The organism is Vagococcus salmoninarum, assembly GCF_003987495.1.
Classification (GTDB): domain Bacteria; phylum Bacillota; class Bacilli; order Lactobacillales; family Vagococcaceae; genus Vagococcus_D; species Vagococcus_D salmoninarum.
In genome coordinates this window covers 40,268-46,689 of record NZ_NGJU01000023.1, presented here as the reverse complement: position 1 = coordinate 46,689, position 6,422 = coordinate 40,268, and the positions used below count along the sequence as shown (strand labels likewise).

Genomic DNA, 6,422 nt, shown 5'->3' with positions numbered 1-6,422 from the left:
AGAAAATCAGTGTTTTCTCGGTCACAACATTTACAATGAGTGGGTGTATAAGTCAAAGTAGCAAAATAAAGGGTTGCAGTAACGCCTTTTATTTTTTGTTCAACGCATGCTTTTTCAGCAAATGTGATATTGGGGTCTTTTAAATTAAGTGATAATCGGATATAATCGTTATGAAACATATGAATTCTCCTCCCTGAATTGGTGTAAGCAACTTTATTCTAACTGGAAAGTTCATATGTTTCTATTTTTTTGCGTAAAAAATAGGTGTGAATGAATCTCTTCATCCACACCAAAAATTATACAGCCACTATCTGGAATTAGTAGATAGTTACGCTTTTTTTTATTATTTAATATATAAACAGGTTGAAAGGATAGTAAATTATAGGAAAACCCTTTCAAATATGGTATGTTAAAAACGTAGAAAAGTTATGACGGTGGCGCTCCTTTGATTCTTTGAGATACGCTCTCATCAACTTCTAAGAGCTAAAAGCTCAAAGAGTTGAAGGTCTTCGATCTCATCAACTTCTAAGAGCTAAAGCTCAAAGAGTTGAAGGTATCTTGGAAGGGAGGTGGTGCTTATGAAAGTAAGTACTGTACTCTTCAGAAAGGAAATGCCTTTTTGTCTGCATATGAGACAATTAAAGTAATACTAGGCTGTGTATGTTTACCATTGCTTTAATTACTTTAATGGTTAAATTGCTAAAAAATGACGAAAAAAAATAACCGCACATTAACTTTCCCGAGTTAGCGGTTATTTTTTAAATCTAAAAAAGTCACCGTCTTACACGGTTCTACACAAAGGGAGTCTGGCGAAAGCTAGGCTCTCTTTTCACTTGTAGTATAGCAAGAAAATGGTGGTAAGACAAGTTTTAAAGGATAGTAAATTATAGGAAAAACCTTTTAAATATGGTATGTTAAAAACGTAGAAAAGTTATGACGGTGGCGCTCCTTTGATTCTTTGAGATACGCTCTCATCAACTTCTAAGAGCTAAAAGCTCAAAGAGTTGAAGGTCTTCGATCTCATCAACTTCTAAGAGCTAAAGCTCAAAGAGTTGAAGGTATCTTGGAAGGGAGGTGGTGTTTATGAAAGTAAGTGCTGTACTCTTCAGAAAGGAAAAGCCTTTTTGTCTGCATATGAGACAATTAAAGTGATACTAGGCTGTGTATGTTTACCATTGCTTTAATTACTTTAATGGTTAAATTGCTAAAAAAATGACGAAAAAAAATAACCGCGCATTAACTTTACCCAGTTAGCGGTTATTTTTTTAATCTAAAAAAGTCACCGTCTTACACGGTTCTACATAAAGGGAGTCTGGCGAAAGCTAGGCTCTCTTTTCACTTGTAGTATAGCAAGAAAATGGTGGTAAGACAAGTTTTAAAGGATAGTAAATTCTAGGAAAAACTTTGCGAATATGGTATGTTAAAAACGTAGAAAAGTTATGACGGTGGCGTTTTCTGAAAGGAGGTGGTGCTTATGAAAGTAAGTACTGTACTCTTTAGAAAGGAAAAGCTTTTTTGTCCGCATATGAGACAATTAAAGTAATACTAGGCTTTGGTATGTTCACCATTGCTTTGATTACTTTGATGGTTAAATTGCTAAAAAATGACGAAAAAAAATAACCGCACATTAACTTTGGACAGTTAACGGTTATTTTTTTTAATCGAAAGCGCTGCCGTTTTATACGGTTCTACCTAAAGGGAATCTGGCGAAAGCTAGGCTCTCTTTTCACTTGTAGTATAGCAAGAAAATGGTGGTAAGACAAGTTTTAAAGGATGGTAAATTCAAGGTAAAAACTTTCGAGTCTGGTACGTTAAAACGCAAAACTTATGATGGTGGTGCTTATGAAAGTAAGTGCTGTACTCTTTAGAAAGGAAATGCCTTTTTGTCTGCATATGAGACAATTAAAGTAATACTAGGCTGTGTATATTTACCATTGCTTTGATTACTTTAATGGTTAAATTGCAAAAAAATGACGAAAAAAATTAACCGCAGAATAACTTTGGCTAGTTAGCGGTTAATTTTTTTCTGTTAATAAGCCACCGTCTTTTACGGTTTTACGTAGTGACAAGTTAACGGCTATTTTTCACTTACAGTTTAACAAAATTAGCAGGGTGACACAAGTATGAAGGACTGATTTTTTCGCTTTTTTTTGCAGAAATCTTGTTACAAATGTTCAACAAAAAAGTCTGTAATCTGGTCCATTAATTGAATCGTCACTAGATGACCTTCGCCTTCGCCAGTTAAGAAAACCGTCTCCTTAGCATAGTCTTGCTCTTTATTAGCTTGATAAAAACTAAAAGCATCTTCGTATGGAATCTTTTCGTCCAGTGTTCCATGCCAAATGAGCACAGGTCGTCCAGCCAATTTTTCCGGTTGTAATGATAAATCAAAGAGTGGCACCCAACTTAAAATTCGCCGTAAATCTGTGGGAACGTAACGACCCATAGCTCGTGATTTTTCTTGAATTAGTTGAATGTAATCAGATGGCTTAGGTGTTCCCATAATACTAGCTGCGACTTTAATCTCTGGATGTTGAGCTAATAAAGCGGCTGTAGTCATGCCACCCATGGAATAGCCACCAACGCCAATTCGTTCATCGAGAATCCAATTCCTTTCTTGAAAGTAGTTAATTAATAAATTGAATTCGATAATGTTATATTGGATACTTGATAAAAAAGTCACGCCAGGAATCGTCGAGATTTCAGTGAAGCGTCGTTCGCCATGGTTCATAGAATCAGGTAAGATAACTCTAAAACCTTGGTTGGCTAAGCGACGACCTTGAGTTAACATTAATTCTTTGTTATTTCGCCAGCCGTGATAAAAAATCACTAGGGGCAATGGTTGATTTGATAGTTCTTCTTGAATAATTTCTAAAGTTGGGATCGAATGAATGGTTCTTTCTCTATTTGTTAGCTTCATGTAATTGACGACCTTTCTAATGTTACTTACTATATATTAGTGTATAGCTCTTTAGACTTAAAAGCAAAATATAAACTTATTTATTAAAAATGTATTAAAAACCCTTTACCTTAGTCTTTTAGTAAAGAGTTGAGTGGGGAAATACCCAGGTTAATTAAGAATCAAAAATTAAAGTGTTGACATCAGGAAATGATTTGTGTATAGTTTGAATCAACAAATAAAATAACTTCTCAAATGAAAAGAAAAGTAAATTTAAGCGTCATTGTAAAGAGAGCCCTGTAAGGTGAGAAAGGGTAATGATTAATAAGTTGAAGATGGTCTTGGATGAGTCATTGGCGAATAGTTAGCCAATAACGGTGATGACACCCGTTAACGTGTCGCAGTTTACAAAGTTGGATCGACCACTTTATGAACTGGCTAAGGTTTCTTTAGTAATAGAGAAACAAATCAAGGTGGTAACACGAAATGTTAACTTTCGTCCTTGCAACACAGAATTTTTGTGTTGCAGGACGGAAGTTTTTTATTTTAATTAGATAGTTTAAAGCAATGATAAGAAAAGTAACTTATTTATACTTTTACAGAGAATCTGGCAATTAGGTGAGAGCAGATGAAGTCACTAACTAAGTGAAAATGGTCTTGGAGCGGCGTACCGAGTGAGAAATCATTAGGCTACGATGGGTGCACCCATTATAGTGCTAGAGTATCGAAGGTAACTTCCGTACTTGAAGAGGTTAGTGATGTGAGTCACTAATAAATGAAGGTGGTAACACGATTAAACAATCGTCCTTTTAACTAGGTTAGCTTAGTTAAGAGGGCGATTTTTTTTATACAAATTTAAGGAGGTAAGGCGTTGATTACATTAAAAAATATTGATGTCACATTTAAAAACAAAGCTAAAACAATTCAAGCAGTTCAAGATGTGTCATTAGAAATTAAACAAGGGGAAGTATACGGAATCGTCGGTTATAGTGGGGCTGGTAAGAGCACCCTAGTAAGAGTTATGAACTACTTGCAAGTGCCAACGAAAGGTAGTGTCATTATTAACAATCAAGACTTAGGTGCATTAAATAGCAAAGGGTTACGAGCTGCTCGCAAAAAAATCGGTATGATTTTTCAACATTTTAATTTGATGGAAGCTCGGACAGTTTTTGATAATGTTAGTTATCCTCTCCGTGGTTCAGCGTTAAGTAAAAGTGAGAAAACCGCAAAAGTTACTAGTCTGCTAGAGCTTGTAGGGATTTCTGATAAGGCGCAACAATATCCTAGTCAGTTGTCAGGGGGACAGAAGCAACGGGTGGCGATTGCTAGAGCTTTAGCTAATGACCCGGAAGTGCTCTTATGTGACGAAGCGACCAGTGCCTTAGATCCGAAAACAACTGTGGCGATCTTAGATTTGTTGAAAGAACTTAATCAACGGTTGAACTTAACAATCGTCTTAATTACTCACGAGATGCAAGTTGTCAGAGAAATTTGTCACAAAGTTGCTGTGATGGAAGATGGCCGGGTAATTGAAGCTGGGGAAATTGTCTCAATCTTTAGCGAACCAGAGCAAGCTTTAACGCGGGACTTTATCCAAACTGCCAATCATTTAAACAAAGCCATTGAAACAATTGGCGATCACCCAGCCATTGTCCAACTGCAACCAACAGATAAACTAGTCCACTTGTCTTACGTTGGTAGTCAGACAAGCCAACCGTTAATTGCTAGATTGTATAGTACTTATCAAGTCGAAGCGAATATTTTATATGGTGACATTGACGTTATCAATCAAACGCCAATCGGGAACTTGATTGTGATTCTAGCTGGAGATAGTCAACAAATTACAGCAGGAATTGCTTATTTAAAAGAACATCAAGTCAAAGTAACTGAGATTAAGTTACCTCAGCCAGCTAATCAAAAGAATAATCAGAAACAAGTCAGTTAGACTTTTACAAGGAGGAGCACAATGTCAGAATTATTAGTGAAGTACATTCCTAATGTGGTTGAACTGTCAGATGAATTTGTCAGTAGTACATTAGAAACGATTTATATGACCTTAGTTACGGCAGTCATTGCCGGTAGTATCGGTATTATTTTAGGTGTTATTTTAGTAGTCACCGATTGGAATGGGATTAAACCCCATAAACTTATCTATGGAACCTTAGATAAATTAATAAACGTCTGCCGCTCAATTCCATTTATTATTATGTTAGTAGCCGTAGCGCCTCTAACTAGATTGTTAGTAGGGACGATGATCGGAACGACGGCTTCGATTGTCCCTTTAGTTATTGGAACGGTGCCTTTCTTTTCAAGGCAAATTCAAAACGCTTTACTAGAAGTGGATCACGGGGTGATTGAAGCTGCTCAGTCAATGGGCTCTAGTACTTTAGAAATTATCTTTCGGGTATATTTACGGGAAGGATTGCCAGCCATCGTTAGAGCAAGTGCCTTAACGATTATCAATTTAATCGGCTTAACAGCCATGGCTGGAGCGGTTGGGGGCGGCGGCTTAGGAAACTTAGCTGTAGCTCGGGGCTTCAATCGTTTTCAAAACGACGTGACTTTAGTCGCAACCTTAATTATTTTAGTTTTAGTCTTTATGAGTCAAGCATTAGGTAATTATTTAATTAAAAAAACCGATCACGCATAACAGTAGATAAAAAAATAAAACAACTTAAAGGGGAAATATATTATGAAAAAGAAAGCACTTATTGGATTAATCGGATTAGTAGCATTGAGCGTTTTAGCAGTTGGTTGTGGCAAAAAAGAAGCAGCAGATAAAGGTGTCGAAAAAGTAAAACTCGGCGTTGTTGGTGAAAACACAGAAGTCTGGGAAGATGTCCAAGACCGTTTAAAAGACCAAGGAATTGAAGTTGAAATCGTGAAATTCACTGATTACAATCAACCAAATGCGGCCTTAGCTGATGGTTCAATTGATTTAAATTCATTCCAACACCAAATTTTCTTAGATAACTACAATACAGAACATAAAACCGATCTCGTAGCAATTGGCGATACCGTTACCGCCCCCTTAGCAATTTACTCAGATAAAATTAAAGACATTAAAGAATTAAAAGAGGGTGACAAAGTCTCAATTCCCAATGATGTTACAAACGGTGGTCGAGCGTTATTACTATTACAAACAGCCGGTTTAATTAAAGTCGATCCAGCAGCTAAAACGACACCAACACCAAAAGACGTAACTGAAAATAACTTAAACTTAAAAATTAGTGAGTTAGATGCGACCCAAGTTGCCCGTTCATTACAAGATGTGGACATTGCTTTAATTAATAGTGGCTTAGCAGTCGATGCCGGTTTTGTGCCTTCAGAAGATGGGATTTTCTTAGAGCCAATCGATGCTACGTCAAAACCATACGTTAATATCATCGTGTCAACAACTGAAAATAAAGACAAGGAAGTTTTCAAAAAAATTGTTAAAGAATATCAAACAGAAGCAACGAAAAAAGTTATCGATGAGACATCAAAAGGCAGCTCAGTGCCAGCTTGGTAAAAAATAAAGAAA

The 6,422-nt window shown here is 36.4% G+C and carries 6 protein-coding genes and 2 other annotated features; of the genes, 5 read left to right on the top strand and 1 reads right to left on the bottom strand.

All coding sequences use genetic code 11. The features are described 5' to 3' along the window. The first annotated feature begins 660 nt into the window (after positions 1–660). Together CBF35_RS15140 and CBF35_RS13040 are read left to right on the top strand one after the other, a co-directional pair. The gene (locus CBF35_RS15140; RefSeq protein WP_425330188.1) at positions 661–723 is read left to right on the top strand and encodes a putative holin-like toxin; all 63 of its coding nucleotides are present in this window, start codon (positions 661–663) and stop codon (positions 721–723) included. Positions 724–1,515: 792 nt separating this feature from the next. After that, positions 1,516–1,620: a putative holin-like toxin gene (locus tag CBF35_RS13040; RefSeq protein ID WP_126778344.1), complete on the top strand. Its 105-nt coding sequence runs from the start codon at positions 1,516–1,518 to the stop codon at positions 1,618–1,620. Positions 1,621–2,164: 544 nt separating this feature from the next. On the opposite strand, the gene CBF35_RS13035 is transcribed toward CBF35_RS13040, so the two are convergent. Further along, positions 2,165–2,920 carry an alpha/beta fold hydrolase gene (locus CBF35_RS13035; RefSeq protein WP_126781932.1) on the bottom strand — a complete coding sequence of 252 codons (756 nt, stop codon included), beginning with the start codon at positions 2,918–2,920 and terminating at the stop codon, positions 2,165–2,167. A gap of 225 nt (positions 2,921–3,145) precedes the next feature. Further along, positions 3,146–3,406: a binding site (T-box leader), on the top strand. A 51-nt stretch (positions 3,407–3,457) separates the two neighbouring features. Further along, positions 3,458–3,711, top strand: a binding site (T-box leader). A gap of 59 nt (positions 3,712–3,770) precedes the next feature. Here CBF35_RS13035 and CBF35_RS13030 point away from each other — a divergent pair. From CBF35_RS13030 to CBF35_RS13020, 3 genes are read left to right on the top strand one after another with little or no spacing between them, the layout of a single operon-like run. Further along, a complete protein-coding gene (locus CBF35_RS13030) occupies positions 3,771–4,844 on the top strand; it encodes a methionine ABC transporter ATP-binding protein (protein ID WP_126781930.1) in 1,074 nt (357 codons plus the stop codon). A gap of 21 nt (positions 4,845–4,865) precedes the next feature. After that, positions 4,866–5,549: a methionine ABC transporter permease gene (locus tag CBF35_RS13025; RefSeq protein WP_126781927.1), complete on the top strand. Its 684-nt coding sequence runs from the start codon at positions 4,866–4,868 to the stop codon at positions 5,547–5,549. A gap of 42 nt (positions 5,550–5,591) precedes the next feature. Next, positions 5,592–6,410 carry a MetQ/NlpA family ABC transporter substrate-binding protein gene (locus CBF35_RS13020; protein WP_126781925.1) on the top strand — a complete coding sequence of 273 codons (819 nt, stop codon included), beginning with the start codon at positions 5,592–5,594 and terminating at the stop codon, positions 6,408–6,410. Positions 6,411–6,422: the final 12 nt, after the last annotated feature.